We start from the raw sequence: 3,453 nt of genomic DNA, 5'->3' as shown, positions 1-3,453 counted from the left end.
TCGGTAGAGTTTCTTGCCCACACATTAAACTTTTATCAATATTTATTGTCTTTACATATTCTCAAATCTCCAATCGACCTTACCTCACCCCCTCTAAGAAAGCACACCCCAATCCCCAAAGAAAGAACTGAAAGAAAGCAAGATAGACATACTGAGAAAAGCTCCTTGAGGTAGCGAGCAAACCTCCTCCGAGGTAGCGGGCAAACCTCCTGCAAGGTAGTGGGGGAACCTCCCTAGAGGTACTAGGGAAAGCTCCAGCACAGCATCCTCGGCTCGATGACAAGGAGCGAAAAGGCACTCCCCCACCCTTAGCTAGGTAGGAATGAAGGAGGATTGAGGGGAAAAATCTCCCCTTTGCTAGGTATTTTTGGGCAAAAGGCACGGTAGAACGCTCCTCTTCGCTATCTTTGCAACGACTAAGACTGCGGAGAAGAGCCCCACTGGGCCTTAGCCATGCCACTTGCTCGAGCAGACGAGCATTCCCCTACGACATCTCCATAGGACATGTACCTTAGGGGGAGAACTGCGTCTATGCGAGGAGGAGGCACAGCCTTGGGACATGTAATCATTTAATTTATATCCATCATGAAGAGTATGCTACACCGAGTGATGCTTGCTCTCCTACTCCTCCTATCGAGTGGGATTCAGCTGGCCGCTCAGCACTCTGAGGCAACAGGAAGTATCGTGGGCACCGTCGTAGACGCTTCGACACACGAAGCCCTTCCTAACGTCCAAGTGATCATCAAGGGTACTACTATCGGCACGACGACAGACGCTAATGGAGCCTTTAGTCTACCCCGCCTTCGTCCAGGCACCTACACCCTAGAGGCTCGCCTAGTAGGCTATGCAGCTGAGAGTAGCCGCGTAGCTATAGAGGCTGGACATAGTAGGCACCTCGACCTGTACCTTCGCCAGCAGGCTATTGACCTGGATGGCGTAGTCGTATCTGCCAACCGCCACGAGACCCTGCGCCGTAGTGCCCCTAGTCTCGTCACAGTACTTTCCCAAGAGGTCTTCCAAAAGACTCACTCAGAGAACCTCAGCCAAGGCCTGCGCTTCCAGCCAGGGCTTAGAATAGAGGATAACTGTCAGAACTGTGGGTTCAACCAAGTACGTATCAACGGACTCGAGGGTGCCTATTCGCAGATCCTCATCGACAGTCGCCCCGTATTCAGTGCGCTGGCAGGGGTGTATGGTCTGGAGCAGATCCCCTCATCTATGATCGAACGTGTGGAAGTCATCCGAGGAGGGGGCTCGGCACTCTTCGGCGCAAATGCCGTCGGAGGGGTCATCAACGTGATCACACGTGAGCCTCTGAGGAACTCCGCTAGCCTGCGCCACAGCTACACCAGCTACGAGGGTGCGGATCACCGCTATACTTCGCTGATGCCTACCACGAGCTTCAACGGCGCTCTCGTCACAGAGGATCGCCGAGCTGCAGCGATGGTCTTCGGCCAGCACTCCCGCAGAGGGATGGTCGATATCGACGGAGACAGCTTCACTGATATACCAGAGCTGAAGAATAGAGCCCTTGGCTTCCGCTCCTATTATAAGACGGGTATGTACAGCAAGCTCACAGCGGAATATCGCTCCATGCACGAGTACCGCCGTGGGGGAGATCGCCTCAGTGAAGCTCCCTTCCAAGCCCGTATATCGGAGTACCTCCAGCACTTCGTCGATGGAGGAAGTCTGCGGTTTGATCAGGCTACGGCTTCGGGCAAAGATCAGTTTAGCCTCTACGCATCTGCCCAGCAGGTACTGCGTAAGAGCTACTATGGTGGCGGGGACTACGCTGGGGACTTGCTAGATCCACTAAAGACCCTTCCCCGAGGAAATGAAAATGGAACTGCCCTCGAGAAGGAGCAGGCACGCAAGTATCAAGAGGCATACGACGAAGCCCTAAAGGCCCTCACCTCCTACGGCGAGACCAAGGGGCTAGATGCCCAGGTGGGTGGTAACTACATCCACCACTTCCCCCGCTCCTTTACTCTCACTGCTGGGGCAGAGGGTACGTATGCAACCCTTCGGGACAAGAGCGGATACCGCTCACAAGCTATCGACCAAGTCACCTGGACATTCTCCCAGTACGATCAGATCGAGTACACGAACGACCGCTGGAGCGTCCTCCTCGGTGGCCGTCTGGACTATGTGCGCCTACTGCAGGGTGGTAAGCTAAGTATCGATCCCCTGCTTATCCTAAGCCCTCGTGCCAATGTACGCTTCTCCCCAACGAAGGATCTTAGCCTACGTCTCTCGTACAGCGAGGGCTTCCGTGCACCACAATTCTTCGACGAAGAGATGCACGTACAGCTGGCAGGTGGTGAGCCCAAGGAACGTGTCCTAGGGAAGGATCTCAAGGAAGAGCGTTCACGCAGCCTAAGCCTATCGGCAGACTGGTACACCGCCTTCGGTGGATGGCAACTCAACATCATGGGTGAAGGCTTTGCTACCTTCATTAAGAATAAGTTTACCCCAGACAGCGAGGATGGTGTCCTCAATCCCTCCACTGGGAAGCACGTGATCACGATCCAGAACATGAAGGGCGCCCCCAGCAAGGTATACGGGATCAATCTCGAGGGGAAGCTAGCCTACCGCCGCCTCTTTGAGCTGCAGGGTGGACTCACGCTCCAGCGTAGCCTCTATGGAGAAGAAAAGGAACTCTTCGGCGAGGATGCAGATACAGGTCAGAAGCGTATAGCCACCAAGGACTACGAACGTACCCCCAATGTCTATGGCTACCTCACAGGGACCATTCACCCCACACGCGCCCTAAGCCTTACCCTCTCGGGCACCTATACCGGTGGGATGAAGGTACCACATGAGCCCTATGATGGCTTTGACAAGCTCGGAGTACCTGCTGGTAAGATCCGCCCCGATGGACACTTTGAGTTTGAGCAGGACGGCACTCGCTACCGTGGGGTCGCCGATGGGCATGCCTATCTCTACAATGCGAAGCCATTTGTAGACCTTGACCTTCGGGCAAGCTACGCCTTTGAGCTCACTTCGCTCGTGAAGCTGACTCTAGAGGCCGGTGTGCAGAACTTCCTCAATTCCTTCCAGCGTGACACCGATATGGGACCAGGACGAGCCTCAGCCTATATTTATGGGCCGAACCAGCCCCGTCGCCTCTACCTCTCCGCCACCCTCGATCTATAAGACGAGATAAGGCTAAAGCTCTACAGCCCCAAGGTCATCGCCCCAATACGGGGAATGGCCTTGGGGCTTCTCTTTTAAGCAAGCAGGAGGAAGCAAGGAGACGAGAGTAGGGGCAGTATTATTTGTACCCTAGAGCCTTGGGAGGGAAGAGAGTGAGGGCATAGGCGTTCCCTCCTACACTTTTTTATTGACCAGCATAAAATATTGGTGAGACAAACACTCCTCCCTTATCCCGAGAGAATGTCATGTATTTATTCCAAAAAGATGATATAGGGAAGAATGAAAGTACAAGGCGGA

Annotated in this window: 1 protein-coding gene; it reads left to right on the top strand. The window is 54.1% G+C overall.

Features of this window, described 5'->3' with window-relative positions:
• Positions 1-585: 585 nt before the first annotated feature.
• Positions 586-3,156 (top strand): TonB-dependent receptor, encoded by a 2,571-nt coding sequence (locus QZ554_RS08225; RefSeq protein ID WP_297195721.1) that lies wholly within the window; start codon positions 586-588, stop codon positions 3,154-3,156.
• The last annotated feature ends 297 nt before the right edge of the window (positions 3,157-3,453 follow it).

This window comes from uncultured Porphyromonas sp. (assembly GCF_915070105.1).
Taxonomy (GTDB): domain Bacteria; phylum Bacteroidota; class Bacteroidia; order Bacteroidales; family Porphyromonadaceae; genus Porphyromonas.
The sequence above is the reverse complement of the archived record's forward strand: the minus strand, read 5'-3'. Positions and strand labels throughout refer to the sequence as shown.

What these genes read in the sequence shown, in the direction of transcription:
- QZ554_RS08225 (WP_297195721.1), top strand. Translation starts at nt 586, where the DNA reads ATGAAGAGTATGCTACACCGAGTGATGCTTGCTCTCCTACTCCTCCTA.